This is a genomic window from Novosphingobium sp., from assembly GCF_025351285.1.
Taxonomy (GTDB): Bacteria; Pseudomonadota; Alphaproteobacteria; order Sphingomonadales; family Sphingomonadaceae; genus Novosphingobium.
Genome location: NZ_JANXWG010000053.1, coordinates 41200 through 59983, shown reverse-complemented (window position 1 = coordinate 59983; position 18784 = coordinate 41200). Strand labels below are relative to the sequence as shown.

The window sequence follows — 18784 nt, the reverse complement described above, 5'->3', positions numbered from 1 at the left end:
CGTCAGCGTTCCCCGCTGATTTGTGCGGCCACTTTGCCGGCTGATCCGGCCGCCTTCAAAAACATCGCGAGCGACTGATCGGCAGGCCTTGCCCCGCCCTCCTCGGCCGAAATGATCAGCGTTGCAGTGGGCCGGGCACGCAGCAGCAGCCGGTCTGCCAAAAGCGCCAATTTCAGCCGTGGTCGCGACGAAGTGATCGTTTCTCCGTGTTTGTACCACGTCAGTGCCAACCGGTGAACCGGTCCTGGTGCCTCGATCCGCGTGCTGGGCTGCCCATCGACCGCAGGACCGGGCCGAGACCACGCCCATGGGCTGCCGAGCGGAACCGCGCCTTGCCCGAAGCCATCGGCCTTGCGCCCCTCACCCTGCCCGGCATAAAGTGCATAAGCCACGTCGATCGCATGGCCCCGATCATCGGCATAGCGGCCAAGCAAGCGGTGATCGGCCCCGGCAAACAGCGGCGACCACGGATAGCGCGGCGCATATGCAACGCGGTGCCAGCCGGGAACTTGGGGGAGGTCGATTCGGGCCGGCAATGGTGCATTTGCCCCGGCTGCAAGCGTTGTCCACCCCAGCGCCACGGCCAGTATCCCGGCGATTGCACATGTCGTGCTTCGGGGTGAAAGCAGCGTGCCAGTCCACCGCGCGATGAGTGGCGAACTCGCCAACGCCTGCGCATCGATCATCGGATCATCGACCGCGCGATCGAACCAGCGCCAGCCTGCGGCCATGACCAGTCCCATCACGATCGCAAAGAACACCCAGCCGTAAAACACATGATCGAACCCGGCCGCGAACTTGATTCCAACCACTTGCGCGATGGCGATCGTGCCCCACGCCCGCACGCCGTTGGCAAGCACCGGGGTAATCAGGCACGCGAGCATGAACACTGCCCGGCGCCTTGGACTGCGGAAGCAGACATGCGCCACCAGTGCGCCATAAGCGATCATCGCGATCAGGAACTTCACGCCCGAACAGGCCTCGGCCACCTTGAAGTAACCGCCAGGGGTAGCGATGAACACGCCATCGATCTGCGCCGGAATGTGGCTCAACGCCAGCAACGCGGTGGTGATCCGCGCGGTAATCGTCTGGAGCAGCGGGATCAGCTCGTCACCTGCGGGCACGAGGAACAGCATATAGCTCAGCGGAAACAGCAGCCCCGCCGCAACGCGCAGGCCCAGCACCGCCGCAACCGCCGATTGCAGCATCAGCACCAGCGCCAGCTCGCGCAATTGTGCCAGTTCGGCCATGCTGCCCAGCACCCAGCCCAGTGCAGCCAGCGCAAACAGGACAAGCCCGCCGCGCCACGGAACCGGGGTCAGCGTCGACAGTCTCGGCCAGCGCAGTGCAACCAGCCAGACCAGGATCAGCGGGATCAGCAGCACGTGGTTGTACGTCGAGCTGTCCCACCACTGCCCGGCCATCGCCGCCAGATCGCGCCGCAGCACCAGCGCCACGGCGCCCCAAACCAGGCCGAGCTGCACCAGTGGCGCGCGCCATGCGGCGGGTAAGCGCGCCAGCCGCATGACCGGCGGCTCAGCCCGCACCGCTTCAAGCCGCATCGCGATAATCCCGGTCATCGCCCAGCACCAGCCCGGCGAGAGGAGCGAGCGAGCGCGCCCATCCGCGCGACTGGAGCACGAACTTGCGGCCGGAATGGCCCAGCGCAAGCGCCGCCACCGGATCGCACAGCAAGTCGATCGCAGCCGAGGCAAGCGCGTCCGATCCATCCGCTACCACAAGGTCTGTGCCCTCGCGCGCGCCGATGCCAGTGGCGGCGGCGCTTGTGGCCAGCACCGGGCGCGCCATGGCCATCGCTTCGAGCACCTTGTTCTGCACGCCGCGCGCGATCAGCAGCGGCGCCACGACCAGGTCCGCGCCCGCCAGCCAGGGCCGCACATCGGGCACCGCACCGTGGACGCGCGTGCCGTTCACTCCGTCGAGCGCGCGTACCGCCGATGTCGGCGCACGGCCAACCACATCGAACACCGCTTGCGGCAGTTTGGCCCGGATTGCGGGCATGACGGTGTGCGCGAAATGGCGCACCGCCTCGATATTGGGCGGGTAATCCATCTGCCCGGTGAAAACCAGGTGCGGCCCGCCGCGCAGAAGTGCCGGCTCCTGCGGAATGCCCGCAGGATCAAAATAGACCGTGTCGATGCCGTTGTGCAGCGCGCAGACCGCGCCATCGCCGGGCTGGCGGGTCAGCCGGCTGGTAAACAATTCGGCCTCTTCGTTGGTCGCCAGCAGCGAGCAATCGACGCGCGCGGCAATGTCAGCCTCGAACTGGCGCATCAGCCGCGCCTCGCGCCGGTACAGCGTCGACAGCGGCGGCGGCTTGACGGCGGCATAAGCCTCGAACTTCGCCGAATCGACATCAACGAAATCCATGACGATGCGGCCCGTAAAGCGGCTGCCCCTGCGCAGCGGCAGGTATTGCGCCATCTGGCCCGAGAACACGACGATCGCAGTAATCGGCCGCGTGGCCAGCACGTGATCGACATAGCGGCGTATGCGCGGGCTGGCGAAAGCCGTGAGACTCACCGGCTTGCCGCTGGCCACCGCTTGCAGAGCTGCCAGCGCAACCGGAGTCCGCCGCTGGACCAGGCAATGGCTGGCCGAAACCGAAGCCAAAGCGCCATCTTGCGCCATATCGTCCGCGGTTTCGCCGAAGCAGGCAACGTGCACCGGCGCAAGTGTGGCGAGATGGAGCAGCAAGTGGTGCGAACGGATCTTGTCACCGCGATCGGGCGGGAACGGCACGCGATGCGCCAGGAACAGAATCTCGCCCGGGCCGGAAGCTGTGCCAGAAGCAGGCACGCTCATGCCAGCCCCCGCGCGATCAGCGGGCCGATCCGGTTGGCGATCGCCAATGGCAACTTCTGCCAGGCCGCGATTTTCGCCTTGTAGCGCGGGCTGAGCGGATTGACGTCGCGCGGCGGAGCGCCCTCGGCAGTCCAGTGCGCATAGTGCAGCGGTTCGGGGGTGAAGCCCCAGTTGCGCTTGAAATGGAACGGCCCGGTCCCGGTTTTGGAGCGGCCGAAGTCGAAGCGCGTGCAGCCCCGCACGCGGGCGTGGCACATCAGCGCGTAATACATTACGTCGTTGGCACGCCAGGTGCGCGCGGCGAAGACCCCGCCGCCCCAGTACGGCAGCACCGTTCCGCGATGGTAAAGCGACAGCACACTCGCCAGCGGCTGGCCATTGCGGCTGACGGTGAGGATATCGGCATGCTCGCCGAGCCGGTCGAGCACCGCATCGAACAGCGCGCGCGGAAACACCGGGGTGCCCAGATTGCGCACCGATTCAGCGTAAACAGCGTAATGCGCCGCACGGTCTGTTTCGCTGCGTCCGGTGGTTACCGCCAGATCGTTGCCCAACCCGCGTCGCACTTCGGCGCGCTGCTTGCGCGGGACGGCGAGCAATTCGGCCTCGTCATTTCCGGCCAGATCGCGGACGAAAGCTGCGTGGCTGTCATGCTTGTGATGCCAACCTTGTCCGTCGGGCAGAGCTCCGCCGCGCAACTCGATCGTGGGGCAGGCAAGGCGCACCGCCAGTTCCTCGGCCGCCTCGAACAGCGCAGCGCCCTCGCCCGGCGTGGCTTCGAGCAGCCCCCCACCAACCGCAAACCCGGTCGAAACCAGCGCGCGGCCGAACAGCGGCGAATGCGCTTCGGTCAGCGGCAATGCCGCGCGGATAACACCGTCGCGTTCGCGCAAGAGCCAGTGCGTGCGGTGGCCGGTAGCCTGTTCGATTGCCTCAAGCCACTCCGCCCCGTGAAAGACCGTGGCGTGAGGGTGCGCTTTCAGAAACCGTTTTATTACAGGCCTATCGCCTGGATCACTCAGACGCGTTGTCAACTTCGTGGATCGGAACGGAGCATTCACGGCGCCCACCGCTGCGCACCGGCGCCAAGTCGTTCAGCCAGCATATCCATGCGCCCCCAAGCGAAATCATCGATCACGCGGGTCAGCTTAGCCTTCATCCCTGAAAGATTGGTGTAGTGCCGGACCCGCGATCGCAACGGAGCCTGGTTTTGCCGGGGCTGGTCGGGATCGATTTCCCAGGGGTGGAAGTAGAATACCGCGGGCTGATGATCGCGCGCATTGACCCGCGCAATCGCCCAGCGCGACAGGCCATAGGGCAGCATCCGGAAAAAGCCGCCACCGCCCGCCGCCATTCGTCGGCCTCTGATTTCTGCCGTGGTTACGGGGATTTCCAGCAGGTCCGCGCCGGCCACGGGCAGGAACGCAAAGCGCGGCGCCTCGCGCCAGCCATAGTGATCGTGAACGATCGGCGCGACGCTGGAGGAATAGGCATAGCCCTGCTCGGCCAGCACCGCATGCGCCCAGGGTGTGCGCGCATCGATCGAGAAACTGGGCGCGCGATAGCCGGTCACGCGCTGGCCCGTTGCGTCCTCCAGAACCTTGCGTGTCCGCGCAAGATCCTCGGCAAAAGCCTTGGCATCCATGCTGAAAACGCGCGCATGGTCCCAACCGTGGCTGGCGATTTCGTGGCCCGCATCGGCAATCCGCCGCATCATCGGGCCATGCCGCCCTGCCACCCAGCCAAGCGTGAAGAACGTCGCGCGGATTTGTGTTTGCGCAAACAAGTCGAGGATCGCGTCGCAATTGGCCTCGACGCGGCTACCCAACCCATCCCATTGCCCGCGATCGATCGTGTTTTCGAACGCGCCTACCTGAAACCATTCCTCAACATCAACAGACATTCCGTTGAGAATATGCGCTAACTCTGCCGCAGCGACCATGCCGCCTCGCGCCATATCCATGGCCGTGATCCCGTTCCTGTAATTCGTGCCGCGATCAGGCGGCGCGGCGGTGGTCGGACGTTTCGAACCATTCGATCAGCATCGTCAGCACATGCCGCAGCGTTTGTTCCTGTTCGGAAATCTGGTCTTCAAGCGTTGCGACGCGGGCATTGGCATCGGCGAGAACCGCCACGTGCTCTGGATCGGTCGTTTTTCCGTTCGCGGCGCGCATGTCGGCCAATTCGATCACCGCTTGCTGCAATTCGGCGATCTGCTCGTCGCGCTGTTTCAGCGCCTGCATCAGGTCCGGCCCCACGGCCTGGGCTGCCGACTCGGAGAACAACTGCGTGACAGATGTGCGACCAGTTGCCGGATCGGCGGAAGCAGGCTCCGCTGCAACCGCTTCCGCCGCCGCAGGCTTGACTGGATGCGCCGCGAGCGGCCGGTCGAGCGCCAGTTCGGCCAGCACCGTCTTCAGCATCGTCGCGTCGATGCGCGAGCGCTGTTCGACCGATCCGAGCAGCAACAGGCGGTTGGCTACCTGGTTGATCCGGCGCGGCACGCCTCCGGTTGCACGGGCGATATCGGAATAGACGCGCTGGTCGAACGCCGGATTGTTGCCGGTCCAACCGACCCGGGCCAGTCGGTGTTCGATGTAAGGCCCGGTTTCCCCCGGCTCCATCGCCGACAAGTGGTGCGTGGCGATCACGCGCTGGCGCAACTGTTCAAGCTCGGCCGAACCATCGAGCAGGTCGCGGAATTCGGGCTGGCCAAGCAGCAGGATCTGCAGCAGCGGGTGTGCGCCGAGTTGCAGGTTCGACAGCATCCGCAGTTCCTCGATCGCGGAAATCGACAGGTTCTGTGCCTCGTCCACCACCAGCAGTACGCGCCGACCGGCGCGGGCTTCGTCCTGGAGATGCAATTCGATCGCGGCTAGCGCCGAGGCCTTGTCCTTGCCCGGCACCGTGAGCCCGAAGGCGTTGGCGGCGACGTGGATCAATTCGCCGGCGTCGAGCTTGCTCGTGACGATCTGGGCCACAGTCAGCCGTTCGGGATCGACGCTGGCGGTCAGGTGCGCGGCCAGAGTGGACTTGCCCGCGCCGATCTCGCCGGTGATCACGATGAAGCCTTCGCCCTGTGCCAGGCCGTAACTGAGGTAGGACAGCGCCTTGCGGTGCGTCACGCTCTCGAAATAAAATGCGGGATCGGGGGCCAGTTGGAAGGGCCGTCCGCTCAGTCCATAGAATTCGTCGTACATAGAATGCCTCCCGGCCGTAAGTTCAAGTGCCGTCAGAAGTTGTAGCGAAGCCCCACCAGCGCCTGGCCGACCCATTCGTCGTCGAGCACCTTGCGGTCGACCCCGTCGACGCCGACTGCAAAGTTGCCGGTCAACCGGTCGGTAATCTGCTTGTTGAGTGCAGCATTGGCGCCGATCACGCGGGTATCGCCGAGCCTGTTCTGGCCACTGGTGAACCAGTCCGCATAGACCTGTGTCGAAAAGCGGGTGCTGCGGTCGATCGGGCCCGAGAACGTGGCGTCGACGAAGTAGTTCTCGTCGGCCGTGCCGTTGGCTGCGCCCAGCACCGTGCCCGGCGCGGCGATGAACTTGCGGCGGCTGTAGCCGGCGCCGACGCCCAACTGATAGCGACCGACGCGGTGGCCATACGTCGCGTTGACCCCGCGCGAGCGGAACGCTGCCGAATTGACCGACGACAGCGCGTTGTTGAGGCAACCGCCAGTCGCAGAACCGATTGCACAGCCGCTGAGCGAGCCGTTGAACGGATTGCGCGTGACCGAAATGTCGGTCGGCAATTGCGACAGCGCATTGGTCAGTTGCCCGCCGAAACCGGTGAGGCCTTCGTAGACCGAAACGTTGAAGGTTTGCCGGGCATCGGGCGCGAAGTTGAAGCTGCCCTGGTAGACCATGCCACCATAGCGGCGGCCGACCGAGGCCGACAGCGAGGTGCGGCGGCTGGGCTTCCAGATCACGCCCACATCCCAGATCAGCCCGCTCGTGTCGTAGGCCAGTTGGCGCGGGGCGCTCTTGTCGGTCTGATAGCGGCCATCGGCGCCGATAACGGGGTTGCCGTTGACATCGCGCACCGCATCGCGCGAGGAAACCTTGACCTTTTCGTAACCCAGCCCGCCCTGGACCTGCAGGTCATAGGACAACGGCACTGCAACCACGGCTTCGGCATGGTAATCCTCGACGCGCTGGTCGAGGTTGGAAATGTCTTCGCGGTTGGCGCCCACGTTGGCACCCAGCCCGACCGGGAGGCCCTCGCCCGCCTTGGTGGCGATCGACAGGTTGGCGGCGTGGCTGATCGAATGGTCGAACACATCGGCGCGGGTCTGGCCGGGGGCGAGCACCGTCGCGCCGGGCGAACCGACCTTGGTGTAGCCGACAAGGTACGACCCGTTGACCGCGGCGCGGCCCACGTGCGTCGACAACGCCGGGCCGGCGTAAAGCGAATAGATCTGGCTGACCGCATCGCCCGAGACTTGCGGATTGAGCGTGGCGTTGCCGCCCGCCTCGACCCGGGTGCGCGCAGCCAGCCCGCCGGCTTCGATCGACAGCGTGTGCGGCACAAGATCATGCCGGACGCGCGCGATGCCCGAAACGGTATCGCTGTCGCCCAGCCGGCTGCGGCTTTCGCTGATGCGGCGTTCATAGCGGACCGAAACCGAGCCTTCGGTGTTGCGTCCGGTGATCGAAGCATCCACGCCGGCGGCGATCGTGGTGTAAGTCAGCACGTCGTGCGGAGACTTGAAGTTGCCGAACACGCTCTGGTCGATTTCGAGATAGGGCTGGATTTTCGTCCGCGCTCCGTTGCTGGCGTGGCTTTCGTGTCCCTTGCGTCCGCGTGATTTGCCATCCGCCTCATCAGGGGAATCGCCGCCGCCAAGGCCCGCGTCGCCGCTGGATGTATGCGGGCCGTCGGCCGAAACATCCTCGTACGCCAGTTGCTGCGCATGGGCGGCCGTGGGCGCGAGCGCCCAGCACAGCGCCAGCGCGGTGGTGCCGGCCAGCACGGAGTGCCTGACCCGGATCAGCAGAACGCTCATTCCTTGTACCCGTAATAGGAGCCGAAGGCCCGGCCGGTGGGGGAAAACTTGGTGCAATTGAGCAGCAGGCGAATGTCGTCGCAGCCCGACAGGATGTTGAGCGCATCGCGCAGCGCCGCCTCGCCGGTGCGATCGGCGCGCACGACCATGACTGCTTGCCCGACATGCATGGCCAGTTCGGACGCCGGAGACGCGGCCAGTGCGGGCGGCGAATCGAAGATCACGATGCGGTTGCGCCCCGGACGCCCTGCGTCCCAATCACTCAAAATCGCCCGATCGAGCCGGTCCAGCACGTCTTCGGTCCGGGCCGAAGCGAGGTATTCGGTGTCCGATCCTGTCTGGTTGCCCGCAGGCAGCACGTAGAAGCCCGGAATATCGGTCGCCATGATGCAGTCCTCGACCGCGATGTTCGGATCGGCGAGCGCGTCCATCAGCCCCGGCCCGCCCGGCAAACCCAGCGTCGAAAGCACGCTCGGCTTGGCGATATCGGCGTCGACCAGCAGGACTTCGTTGTTCTTTTCAGCCGCGATCGACAGCGCCAGGTTGACCGCGCAGAAAGTCTTGCCCTCGCCAGGATGCGCCGAGCAGATCAGGATGCGGCGCCCCACCGAGGCGTCCTCGGTGCCGCGCGCTTCGGATACCGTCAGCAGCAATTGCCGCTTGATGATGCGGAATTCCTCAAGCAGCCCGGTAACCGGGCCGTCGGGTTCGATCAGGCACTGTTCGCGCAAATGTGCGCGATCGATCCGCATACGCGGGCCGGTGTGCCTGCGCGGCGCGGCTGTTGCTGTGGGCGTAGCTGGAGCAGGCTCGCTTTGTGGCACCGAAGGCGAAACTTCGGGCGCCTCGGCACGGGCGATCGCCGCGGCCACGACCGGACGACGCGGCTGGCCCAGGGGCAGCACGGGTGGCGGCGCCGCCGCCAGCGTTGCACGACCCGCGGCGCGCTCGATCAGGGATCCACCGCGCGGTTGCGTGCCGGTTGGCAGCACATCGGCGTCGGGCACCGGGATTCTGGTCTGTTCGGTCATGCCACCATCCCGCGCTTCATGAATTCGATGCCCATCAGCAGCACGAAAACAGCCACCAGGCCGAAGCAGGCGCCCGCAAAATACTGGAGATAGCGCATCCGCTGGCCGCGCGCGGCGCGGGTCAATGTCTGCGAGATCGAGCCGAGCACGGGCATTCCGGTGGCGCGTTCAAGCTGGCCGACAGTGGCAAAGTTCGACCGCAACTGCCCCAGCGCGAAGGCCGCACCGCCGCCAGCGCCCACGCCGATCACCAGCACCAGCAGCAGCAGCAGCGGGCGGTTGGGTGCGATCGGACTGCGCGGCGTGCTCGGCGGATCGACCACTTCGAACTTGATCGAATTGCGCTCGTTGTCGACCTGGCCGCGCAGCCGCAGCGCTTCGCGGTCCTTGAGCAGCTTGTCGTAGCCCGACTTGAGCACGTCGTAATCGCGGTTGATGCGCGATGCTTCGGCGGCGACCGCCGGCTCGGCATATTGCTTGGCGCCAAGCTGCGTCAGTTCGCTTTGCAACGCCGCCTTGCGCGCGGACAAGCTGGCAATCGAGGCCTGCCGGTCTGTGCGGATCGAGATCAGCGAACTATACGCCGGATTGGGCGTGCCGCTGACCGTGCCATGCGCCGCTTCGGCTGCGGCGGATCGGGTCAGGCTGGCGATCTGGTTCTTCATCGTGATCACGTCGGGGTGATCGTCGGTCATCCCGCGGGCGCGCATCGAGGCGAGATCGCCCTGCGCCTGCGCCAAAGCCCCGCGTGCGCCGCCAGCCGCGCCGCTGACGGCGATGGTCTGCGGGGTGCCGGCGAGCTGACCGTTGATGGCCGCCAGTGCGCTCTGCGCCGCGCTGAGATCGGCATCGATGCCGCGCAGTTCATCACGCGTCGCGGTGATCCGGCCCGACACGCCCAGGCCCCCGACGCTCGGTATCACGTCGGCGTTCTTGGCCTCGAATGCCTGGCGCTTTTGTTCGGCGGCTTCGAGATCCTTCTGCTTGTCGGCCAGTTGGTTGTCCATGAACGCCAGCGTGTTCGACATTTCACCGCGCCCGCCCGAAAGGTTCTCCTCGCGGAACAGGTCGATCATCTTCTGGACGATGCCTTGCGCCAGCTTGGCGTTCTGCAAATCATTCAGCCCGCCATCGCCCGACGTGGCGGAAATCTCGAACACGTTGTCCTGGCTGTTGACGACCTTGATCTGCCGCCCCAGCGACAGCACTGCGGATTCCATTTCCTTGTCGGAATGGATGCGATCGCCCAGCCGCGTGCTGCGGATGACCTTTTCCAGGTTGAGCGCGCTGGTCAGCGTCTGGCGCACGCGGTCCATGTCACGCTTGCGGTCGCCCTGCCCGATGCCGATCTGGTCGGCCAGCACGTCGTCCATCTGGACGTAAAGCCGCGATTTCGATTCATAGCTGTTGGGCACCATCGCGACCACCAGCCAGCCGAGCAGGCACACCATCCACGCGATCACGATCGCCAGCCAGCGCCGGTGCCAGACCCCGTGGAGCGCAATGCGCACTTCTTCGTAGATCGATCCCATCAGCGAGTTCTCAGAACGTGCTCTCGGGGATGATGATCACATCCCCGGGCACGAGCAGGACATTGGCCTTGGCATCGCCGCGGCGCAGCAGATCGGCCAGCCGCAGCCGGAATTCCTTCTGCGTGCCCGATTGCTTGTCGAACCGCACCAGCCGCGCGCGGTTGCCCGCGGCGTATTCGGACAGGCCACCCACCGCGATCATCGCATCGAGCACGGTCATGTTGGCGCGATAGGGGATCGAGGCGGGCTTGGTCGTGGCGCCCACGATCCGCACCTGCTGGCTGAACGTGCCCGCAAACTTGTCGACGATCACCGAAACGATCGGCTCCTGGATATATTGGCTGAGTTGAAGCTTGATGTCCTCGGCCAGCATCGACGGGGTCTTGCCCACCGCCGGCATGTCGGTGATCAGCGGCGTAGTGATGCGCCCGTCGGGCCGCACCTGGACCTTTGCGCCAAGTTCGGGATTGCGCCACACGAACACGGTCAATTCATCGAGCGGGCCGATCTGGTAATCCTCGCCCGGGCCTTCCTGCATCGCCACGAACGAAGCCGGCGGAAGCTGCGCAGTGCTGCCGCCGCCGCTGCCCGCGCAGCCCGACAACGCCAGGCTGGCAACAGCCGTACCGGCGAGCAACTTGCCCAGATGCCAGGAACTGCGCGACTTTGACGGCGAAATCAGGAACATAGCCGGTCCTTGTAATGCGCGGCGATCGTTCTGCGCTGCTGGTGCTGCGCCTGAAAATCACTGCATTTCAACACCGGCTATCGCCAAAAAGGGTGAACATACCGTTAGCCTTTTCCCAGCCCGGCACGGATTGTGGTTAGCGATATGTGAAAGCCGTCCCATCGCGGGACAGCGGAACGGGTTTTCAGACTAGGACTTCCGTCGCCGGCCCCTGCCCCAGGAACTGCGCCGGGCTGGCGCTGGCACCATAAGCCCCCGCGCAGAACACCGCGACCAGATCACCGACTTCCGCGCGGGGGAAATGGCCCTTGTCGGCCAGCCGGTCGAGCGGGGTGCACAGGCAGCCGACGATCGAGGCTTCTTCGCCGGGTTCAGCGCCGAAGCGCGTCGCGATGGCGCTGGGGTAATTGCGCCGCACCACGGTCCCGAAGTTGCCACTTGCCGCCAACTGGTGATGCAATCCCCCGTCGGTGACAAGGAACACCTCGCCGTGGCTTTCCTTGCGGTCGACGATCCGTGTCAGGTAAACGCCTGATTCGCCAGCCAGATAGCGGCCGAGTTCGATGCAGAACCTCGTCTCACGCAGCACCTCGGGCAGATCCGCGAACCGATCACCCAGCGCAGCCCCGATCGCTGCAATGTCTACCGGCGTATCGCCCGGAAAATAGGGAATACCGAACCCGCCACCCAGGTTGCAATGCAGCAGCGCCGCGCCGCTTTCCTCCGCCAGCCGCGCAGCCAGCGCGATCGTCTGCGCCTGCGTATCGATGATCGCTTCGGCACTCAGCGCCTGCGATCCGGCGAAGATGTGAAACCCGCGCCACTCTACCCCGGCCGCGATCAGGCGCCGCGCCAGCGCGGGCACGCGATCTTCATCCACGCCGAATTGCTTGGCGCCGCCGCCCATCTTCATGCCCGAACCCTTGAGGTCGAAATCGGGGTTCACCCGAATCGCCATGCGCGGTGCCTTGCCCAGCCGGGCGGAAATGGCGAGCGTGCGATCCGCTTCGCCTTCCGACTCGCAATTGAGCGTGACGCCCGCCGCAATCGCCGCCTCAAGCTCGGCATCGCGCTTGCCCGGCCCGGCGAAGCTGACTCGCGCAGGATCGATCCCTGCCGCCTGCACGATCGCCAGTTCACCGCCCGAAGCGATGTCGAAGCCATCGACCAGCGGCGCCAGATGCCGCAGCACGGGCTCGAACGGATTGGCTTTCACCGCATAATGGATCGCCAGCCGCGTCGGCATCGCCGCGCGCAAGGCGGCAACACGCTCGGTCAACCGATCACGCGCATAGACGAACAGTGGCGTGCCCATTTCAGCCGCCAGATCGCTCGCCTTGCACCCACCGATCGCAAGTTCGCCATCGATCGCGGCAAAACCGGGCGGAATAGGGCCCAGTGGTTTAGGATTGGGCGGCTTCACGCAGCAAGCTCCGCCGCCAGCGCCACGCGGTCGATCTTGCCATTCGGCCCGATCGGCATCGCCTCGCGCCAATGCACCGCGCGCGGCACCATGAAGTTGGGCAAGGTCCGCGCCAGAGCCGGAACGAGCGCATCACGATCGGCCCCTTCCGCCGCCCGCACCACCAGATGGATCGCCGCGCCCAGCTTCTCGTCGGCCACGCCCAGCGCCACCGCTTCGGCCACCAGCCCGGTCACGATCGCCGCGTCCTCGACTTCCTGTGGGCTGACCCGGTTGCCAGACGTCTTGATCATCGCATCGCGCCGCCCGACGAAATGCAGCAACCCTGCCGCATCGCGCCGCACGCGATCGCCCGACCACACCGCCATGCCACCCAGCTTCGAGAACGCCGGCGCTGGCCGGAATCGCTCGGCCGTGCGTGCCTCGTCCTGCCAATAGCCTTGCGCCACCAGCGGCCCGGCGTGGACCAGTTCGCCTTCCTGATCGGACAGAGCCTCGGTGCCGTCGTCGGCCACGACCATTATTTCGGCGAAGGGAATCGCGCTACCGATCGAGGTCGGGTTGGCATCGACCAGCGCGGGATCGAGATACGTCGATCTGAACGCCTCGGTCAGCCCGTACATCGCGTAAAGATCGGCCTGCGGAAACTGCCCGCGCAGCCGCCGCACCAGAGATTCGGTCAACGCGCCGCCGGTATTCGTCAGCCGGCGCAGCTTCGCGGCGGTTTCGGCCGGCCAGTCCTGCTCGACCAGCGAGAGCCACAGCGGCGGCACCGCGCCCAGCGTGGTGACGCCATGCCGCTCCACCGCCTTCACCACATCGCGCGGAACCAGGTAATCGAGCGGCACCACGCTCGCACCCGCGTACCAGGACGACAGCAACTGGTTCTGGCCGTAATCGAACGACAGCGGCATGACCGCCAGCACCCGGTCATCGGGCGCGATCTTAAGGTAATATGCAACGCTGACCGCTCCCAGCCACAAGTTCGCGTGACTGAGCATCACACCCTTGGGCTTGCCGGTCGATCCGCTGGTATAGAGGATCGCGGCCAGATCGTCGGTTGGCGCATAACTTGGTCCGAGCGTCTTGCCGAGTGTCGCAGCCGCGTTCCAGACCGCCTGTTCCTCGATGCAAGTCGCATTGCCTGCGTCTCCCAACGCCAGCGAATCCAGCCGCGCACCATTTGAAATCAGCAGCTTGGCGCCGCTATCGGCCAGGATGTGTGCAACTTGCGCGCGCTTGAGCAGCGGGTTGACCGGCACGTGCACCAGCCCGGCGCGCACTGCTGCCAAAGGCATCAGGCAGGCCAGTTCGCTCTTGGGCAGCCACGTCGCGACGCGCGAACCGGGTTCCGGAATGGTCTCCGCGAGCCAGGCCGCAAGCAAACCTACACGTGCATTTAACGCCTGGTAGCTAAGCGGTCCCGAACGGAGCACCAGCGCCACCGCTTCATCCTTGCCGCATAACGGCAGGTGATCGATCGGGCGGGGTTGGCCATCGGGCTGGGAGTTCGGGTCGGCGCGCAAGGCGAAGGCTCCGCAAAGGACAGGGACAATGAATTTGGTGAACGTCGCTTATCACGACGATCTTAAGGAAGTCCAAGGCGATGCCGCGTTGATGGCGCTGCTGTCGCCCGGCCCCGATTCCACGCCATTCGATCGGCTCGAATGGTGGCGGCTGCTGGTCGAGGAAGCCGATATCCTGCCGCTGATCGCGGTTGCCCAGGCTGGCAAAGCGCGCGCGGTCCTGCCGCTGACGCGCAAGGCGCGCCGGGTCGAAGGACTGGTCAACTGGTACAGCTTCCGGCTCGCCCCGCTGGTCACCCCCGGGGCCGATGCCGCGACGCTGATCGGCGCGCTTGCCACCGATCTTGCGGGGCAATCGCCGCATATCATGCTGTTCCCGCTACCCGACGAGAACGGCGAAGCCACGCTTTTGCAAACCGCGTTCCGCCAGGCCGGCTGGGCCGTGTTCCGCGAACCGTGCGACGAAAACCATGTGTTGCCGGTGAACGGACGCAGCTTTGCCGATTACCTCGCCGCGCGCCCCGGCCCATTGCGCACCACGCTCAAGCGCAAGGCCAGCAAGGTTGCGGTTTCAATCGAAACCCGCTTCAATCCCGATAGCTGGGCCGCCTACGAAGCCATCTATGCGCAAAGCTGGAAGCCCGAGGAAGGCAGCCCCGCGTTCCTGCGCCGCTTTGCCGAAGCCGAAGGTGCGGCCGGGCGGTTGCGGCTGGGTCTTGCGCGCGCCGATGGCGTGCCCGTGGCGGCGCAGTTCTGGACGGTGGAGGGCGGCACGGCCTTCATCCACAAGCTGGCGCATACCGAAGCCTCGAAGCCGCTCTCGCCGGGCACCACATTGTCCGCCGCGCTGTTCGAGCATGTGATCGACGTCGACCGGGTGAACCTGGTCGATTTCGGCACGGGCACCGATGGCTACAAGCGCGACTGGATGGAAGCGATGCGCCCGCGCTATCGGCTCGAAATGCTGCGTCCAGGCTGGCCGGGCAACTGGCCTCGGTTGGCCAGGTTGCTGGCCAAGCGCCTTGTTTCGCGACAAACGCCCGCTTAGGGCCAGCGGGATTTAATGGCAGGATTTGGGATCTACGCATGACGGTTACCGGAAACGACGATGCGATCGACGGCACCTTGCGCCGCGTATTGGGCGATGTGCTGGGCCTTTCGCCCGCCCACACCGCCACGATCACGCCCGATACCGGGCTGTTCGGCACGCTGCCCGAACTCGATTCGATGGCGGTGGCGGGCTTGCTGACCGAGATCGAGGATCGGCTCAACATTGTCATCGACGATGATGAAGTCGATGGCGAACTTCTTGAAAATTATGGCAATCTGCTGGCGTTCGTGACCGCCAAGCGCGTGGCTGGCTGAGTAGACGGACCGGGCCGACGTGACCCTCGAATGGCCCTGCCCCTCGCCCGATCGTTGCGGGGCGACCGAATACGCATTCGGGTATCGCACCGGGCGCGCCGCCTGCGTGCTGATCGTGCCGGCGTTGTTCGAGGAAATGAACCGCACGCGGCGCATGCTGGTCGAAACGATCCGCGCGCTCGACACGCACGGGATCGACGCGATGTTGCCCGACCTGCCCGGCTGCAACGAAAGCCTGGCGGATTTTTCGGCGCAATCACTGGATAGCTGGCGTGTCGCCATGGCGCGGGCAGCCGCGCACTTCGGCACAACTCATGTGCTGGCCTTGCGTGGTGGTGCGCTGGTGGCACCCGACCTGCCCGGCTGGGCGCTCGAACCCGCGAAGGGCGCCGGGCTGTTGCGACAGTTGTTGCGGGCGCGAACGATCGCCGCGCGCGAGGCGGGGCGCGAAGAGCGGCTCGAGGACCTGCTGGCGCTGGGGCGGAGCGAAGGGCTGGAACTGGCCGGCTATCGCTGTGGCGCGGCGCTGATCGCGGGGCTGGAAGCGGGCTTGCCCGCCCCGCACCTTGCCCCGATGACGCTGTCCGAAATCGGCGGCGCGGCCCTGTGGCTGCGCAGTGAACCGGGTGAGGATGCGGCGCAATCGGCGGCGCTGGCGGCACGGTTAGCGGCGGAGATCGGCGCGTGAAGCGGCGGCATCTGGCGTTCACTTGCGAGCGCGCCGAACTTCTCGGCACACTCGACGATGTGGCGTGCACGACCGGATTGCTGATCGTTTCGGGCGGCAACGAATTGCGCAGCGGCGCCTGGGGCGGACAAGCGCAACTTGCCGCGCGGATTGCCGACGCGGGCTTCCCGGTGTTCCGCTTCGACCGGCGCGGTGTGGGTGACAGTGCGGGCAAGAACGCGGGCTTTCGCGGATCGGAACTGGATATCAGCGCGGCGCTTGCGGCATTCCGCCTGGCAGCGCCGCAAGTGACTCGCATTATCGCATTCGGCAACTGCGATGCGGCTACCGCGCTGCTGTTGGGCGCTCCAAACTTCGATCTGGCCGGACTGGTGCTGGCCAACCCCTGGACGATCGACGGCGATGAAGCCCCCGAAGCCATGCCCGCCGCCGTCGTGCGGAGCCGCTACCTCTCCAAACTGACCAACCCGCGCGAAGTGTGGCGGTTGCTGAGCGGCGGGGTCGACTTGCGCAAGCTGGCCGGTGGATTGCGCTCGGCGGCGACGGTTGCAGTGCCGAAGTCCCCGCTCGTGGAGACGATGCTGGCGCGTTGCAATGCCGTTGTAGTGCCGTTGCAAATTCTGCTCGCCAACCGTGATCGCACCGCGCAAATGTTCGTCGAGGCCTGGCCCAAAGGCGACGATCGCGTGTTCACGATCGACAGCGGATCGCACAGTTTCTCGGACGACGCGGCGCGCGAATGGCTGTTCGAGCGGCTTTTGGCGGCGCTAGGCTGACGCCTTCTGCAACGCGGCGAATTCGCGTGTCGCCAGAAAGCGCTCGGCATCCAGCGCTGCCATGCAGCCCGTTCCGGCGGCGGTCACGGCCTGGCGATAAATGTGATCCATCACGTCACCGCACGCGAAAACCCCCGGAATCGCGGTTTTCGGCGTGCCCGGTTCAACTGCGAGATAGCCCGATGAATCGACTGCCAGCTTGTCCTTGAACAGCTCGGTGGCCGGAGCATGGCCGATCGCCACGAAGGCTCCATCGGTTGGCACCAGCGATTCCGCGCCCGAAACCGTATCGCGAACTTCCACCCCGGTCAGGCCGCCACCGCCAAGGTCGCCGACAAATCGCACGACCGCCTTGTTCCACAGCACTTTGACCGCGGGATGCGCAAACAACCGATCCTGAAGGATTTTTTCTGCGCGAAACGAATCGCGGCGGTGAATTACCGTGACGTCGGGTGAATGATTGGTGAGGTACAGCGCTTCCTCGACCGCAGTGTTGCCGCCGCCGATCACGACCACCTTGCGCCCACGATAGAAGAACCCGTCGCACGTCGCGCAAGCCGAAACGCCCTTGCCGCCGAATTCGACTTCGCCCGGCACGCCCAGCCACTTGGCCTGCGCGCCGGTGGCGATCACCAGCGTTTCGCCTTCGTAGATATCGCCGCCATCGCCGATCGCGCGGAATGGAGGGCCGGACAGATCGACCGAGACGATCGTATCCCACAGCATCCGCGTGCCGACATGGACGGCCTGGGCCTCCATTTCCTGCATAAGCCACGGACCCTGGACAACATCCCGAAATCCCGGGTAATTTTCTACGTCGGTGGTGATGGTAAGCTGACCGCCGGGTTGCAGGCCCTGCACCACGATCGGCTCAAGCCCGGCCCGCGCGCCGTAGATCGCAGCAGAAAGCCCGGCCGGTCCCGAACCGATGATCAACATCCGCGTCTTGTGCGTGGCCATTCGCCCTCCCGATCCGCAGCCAAGAAAGGCAGCGCGCGCGAAATAGGCGTGCTTTGCGCGTAATGCCAGCCCGCGCGCCGGGTTGTTCGCAATCCAGCGTCCGATAACGTACTCGCGTCGGCGCCCAACGCCTTGTTGCGATCGAGTCGCAGAAATCGAATTGACCCGGCGGTATCTTGCGACTAGTTCGCATTAGCGGAGATCAAAAGGGGGGTTGAATGCGTTCGAAATGGCCGGTTAGGATGGCGGCATTGCTGGCTGTCCTCGGGACAATTACCGTGCCCAATCAGGCGCTTGCCGCGCCCGGCCAGGCGCAGGAAGTTTACAGCGCCAATGTCTACAAGGGCGAATATGAAGCCGAAGCCCGCTTCGGCCAGATCATCGGCGGCCCCGATGCGGGCGAGCAGGCGCTCACGCTGGAATTCGGGTTCACGCCGACCGACCGGCTGCGCATCGAGGCGCTCGCCGAATTCGGTCGCGACGTTGGCGGGCCGCGCAAGGTCCGCGATGTCGGCATCGAAGCGATCTATCACATCGGCCGCTTCGCCGGGATCGACGTGGCGGCTTATGGCGAATTCGATTTCGGCATCCGGCAGCCCGATGCCCTGGAAACAAAGCTGCTGCTCGAACGCAAGACCAGCGCTTTCGACGCACGGTTGAACCTGGTCGCCGAAAAACCGCTCGCCGCCGGAGTGCCGGTCGAATTGTCCTATGCCGCCTCGGTCGACGTACCGGTCACGCGGCACCTGCGGTTCGGAGCGGCGGCGTTCGGCGAGCTCGGCACCTTTCGGGATTTCGCGCCTGACGCCGAGCACTATGCCGGACCGGTGATCAAGGGCACGATCGAGCATATCGGCGGGCACACGCTCAAGCTGGAGGGCGGCTACCTGTTCGCGCTGGGCGAAGCGCGCCAGAACGCCAGTGGGCAGGCCCGCTTCCTGGCCGAACTGGAGTTCTGACC

At 65.6% G+C, this 18784-nt stretch carries 17 protein-coding genes; 5 read left to right on the top strand and 12 right to left on the bottom strand.

The window, feature by feature from the left end:
- Window positions 1-2 precede the first annotated feature (2 nt).
- The 11 genes from xrtA to Q0R16_RS06245 form a co-directional block, all read right to left on the bottom strand.
- Entirely contained in the window at window positions 3-1580 is a 1578-nt protein-coding gene (gene xrtA, locus Q0R16_RS06295) for an exosortase A (protein WP_295633694.1), read from the bottom strand.
- Window positions 1552-2826 carry a TIGR03087 family PEP-CTERM/XrtA system glycosyltransferase gene (locus Q0R16_RS06290; RefSeq protein ID WP_295633691.1) on the bottom strand — a complete coding sequence of 425 codons (1275 nt, stop codon included), beginning with the start codon at window positions 2824-2826 and terminating at the stop codon, window positions 1552-1554. Before Q0R16_RS06290 ends, xrtA begins: the two co-directional genes overlap by 29 nt.
- The gene (locus tag Q0R16_RS06285) at window positions 2823-3887 is read right to left on the bottom strand and encodes a FemAB family XrtA/PEP-CTERM system-associated protein (protein ID WP_295633688.1); all 1065 of its coding nucleotides are present in this window, start codon (window positions 3885-3887) and stop codon (window positions 2823-2825) included. The genes Q0R16_RS06290 and Q0R16_RS06285 overlap by 4 nt, the downstream gene beginning before the upstream one ends.
- Complete coding sequence (locus Q0R16_RS06280; RefSeq protein ID WP_295633804.1) at window positions 3884-4768, bottom strand: XrtA system polysaccharide deacetylase; 885 nt, start codon at window positions 4766-4768, stop codon at window positions 3884-3886. Before Q0R16_RS06280 ends, Q0R16_RS06285 begins: the two co-directional genes overlap by 4 nt.
- A 55-nt stretch (window positions 4769-4823) precedes the next feature.
- Entirely contained in the window at window positions 4824-6026 is a 1203-nt protein-coding gene (locus tag Q0R16_RS06275) for an AAA family ATPase (protein WP_295633685.1), read from the bottom strand.
- A gap of 32 nt (window positions 6027-6058) precedes the next feature.
- A complete protein-coding gene (locus Q0R16_RS06270) occupies window positions 6059-7834 on the bottom strand; it encodes a preprotein translocase subunit YajC (protein WP_295633682.1) in 1776 nt (591 codons plus the stop codon).
- Complete coding sequence (locus Q0R16_RS06265; RefSeq protein ID WP_295633679.1) at window positions 7831-8865, bottom strand: AAA family ATPase; 1035 nt, start codon at window positions 8863-8865, stop codon at window positions 7831-7833. Before Q0R16_RS06265 ends, Q0R16_RS06270 begins: the two co-directional genes overlap by 4 nt.
- Window positions 8862-10397, bottom strand: coding sequence for an XrtA system polysaccharide chain length determinant (locus Q0R16_RS06260; RefSeq protein ID WP_295633676.1), 1536 nt, complete (start codon window positions 10395-10397; stop codon window positions 8862-8864). The genes Q0R16_RS06265 and Q0R16_RS06260 overlap by 4 nt, the downstream gene beginning before the upstream one ends.
- A 10-nt stretch (window positions 10398-10407) precedes the next feature.
- Window positions 10408-11085, bottom strand: a complete 678-nt coding sequence (locus tag Q0R16_RS06255; RefSeq protein WP_295633673.1) for an XrtA/PEP-CTERM system exopolysaccharide export protein — start codon at window positions 11083-11085, stop codon at window positions 10408-10410.
- A 184-nt stretch (window positions 11086-11269) separates the two neighbouring features.
- Window positions 11270-12508, bottom strand: a complete 1239-nt coding sequence (locus Q0R16_RS06250; RefSeq protein ID WP_295633669.1) for a pyridoxal-dependent decarboxylase, exosortase A system-associated — start codon at window positions 12506-12508, stop codon at window positions 11270-11272.
- On the bottom strand, window positions 12505-14034 hold the full coding sequence (locus Q0R16_RS06245) for an acyl-CoA ligase (AMP-forming), exosortase A system-associated (protein ID WP_295633667.1): 1530 nt from the start codon (window positions 14032-14034) through the stop codon (window positions 12505-12507). Before Q0R16_RS06245 ends, Q0R16_RS06250 begins: the two co-directional genes overlap by 4 nt.
- A 28-nt stretch (window positions 14035-14062) precedes the next feature.
- Here Q0R16_RS06245 and Q0R16_RS06240 point away from each other — a divergent pair, with 28 nt between their 5' ends.
- Genes Q0R16_RS06240 through Q0R16_RS06225 form a run of 4 tightly spaced genes read left to right on the top strand, consistent with a single transcriptional unit; the run spans window position 14063 to window position 16863 of the window.
- The gene (locus tag Q0R16_RS06240; protein WP_295633665.1) at window positions 14063-15082 is read left to right on the top strand and encodes a GNAT family N-acetyltransferase; all 1020 of its coding nucleotides are present in this window, start codon (window positions 14063-14065) and stop codon (window positions 15080-15082) included.
- A 38-nt stretch (window positions 15083-15120) separates the two neighbouring features.
- Window positions 15121-15399: an acyl carrier protein gene (locus Q0R16_RS06235; protein WP_295633662.1), complete on the top strand. Its 279-nt coding sequence runs from the start codon at window positions 15121-15123 to the stop codon at window positions 15397-15399.
- Window positions 15400-15418: 19 nt separating this feature from the next.
- Window positions 15419-16087 carry a hypothetical protein gene (locus Q0R16_RS06230; RefSeq protein WP_295633659.1) on the top strand — a complete coding sequence of 223 codons (669 nt, stop codon included), beginning with the start codon at window positions 15419-15421 and terminating at the stop codon, window positions 16085-16087.
- Window positions 16084-16863 carry a hydrolase 1, exosortase A system-associated gene (locus Q0R16_RS06225; RefSeq protein ID WP_295633656.1) on the top strand — a complete coding sequence of 260 codons (780 nt, stop codon included), beginning with the start codon at window positions 16084-16086 and terminating at the stop codon, window positions 16861-16863. The genes Q0R16_RS06230 and Q0R16_RS06225 overlap by 4 nt, the downstream gene beginning before the upstream one ends.
- Here Q0R16_RS06225 and trxB read toward each other — a convergent pair.
- Window positions 16855-17823, bottom strand: coding sequence for a thioredoxin-disulfide reductase (gene trxB, locus Q0R16_RS06220; RefSeq protein ID WP_295633653.1), 969 nt, complete (start codon window positions 17821-17823; stop codon window positions 16855-16857). The genes Q0R16_RS06225 and trxB overlap by 9 nt on opposite strands.
- A gap of 218 nt (window positions 17824-18041) precedes the next feature.
- Here trxB and Q0R16_RS06215 point away from each other — a divergent pair, with 218 nt between their 5' ends.
- Window positions 18042-18782, top strand: coding sequence for a hypothetical protein (locus Q0R16_RS06215; protein WP_295633650.1), 741 nt, complete (start codon window positions 18042-18044; stop codon window positions 18780-18782).
- Window positions 18783-18784: the final 2 nt, after the last annotated feature.